We start from the raw sequence: 318 nt of genomic DNA, 5'->3' as shown, positions 1-318 counted from the left end.
GAACCTGATCGGCGAAGACGCGGTCGGCATCGGCACGGACTTCACGCAGGATTTCGCGAAGGAATTCTTCGACATGCTGACGCATGACAAGGGCCGCTATCGCCAGCTGACGAACTTCGGCAAGGTGATCAACCCAGAAGGCATCCGCACGATCGGCGAATTCCCGAACCTGACCGCGGCGATGGAGCGCTACGGCTGGAAGGAGTCGCGCATCCGCAAGATCATGGGCGAGAACTGGGTGCGCGTGTTCAAGGACGTGTGGGGCGCGTAAGCGCACGCACGAACCGAACCGAGCCGAACCGCCCCAGCGATTCAACA

1 protein-coding gene is annotated in these 318 nt (G+C 61.6%); it reads left to right on the top strand.

Translation table 11 applies throughout. The features are described 5' to 3' along the window. A partial coding sequence (locus SB816_RS30610) for a membrane dipeptidase (RefSeq protein ID WP_410548065.1) occupies nucleotides 1–271 on the top strand: 271 nt, incomplete at its 5' end. Nucleotides 272–318: the final 47 nt, after the last annotated feature.

Origin of the sequence: Achromobacter sp. SIMBA_011, assembly GCF_046535435.1 — a bacterium.
Lineage (GTDB): Bacteria > Pseudomonadota > Gammaproteobacteria > Burkholderiales > Burkholderiaceae_B > Achromobacter > Achromobacter dolens.
This window is presented reverse-complemented; position numbering and strand designations above follow the sequence as displayed.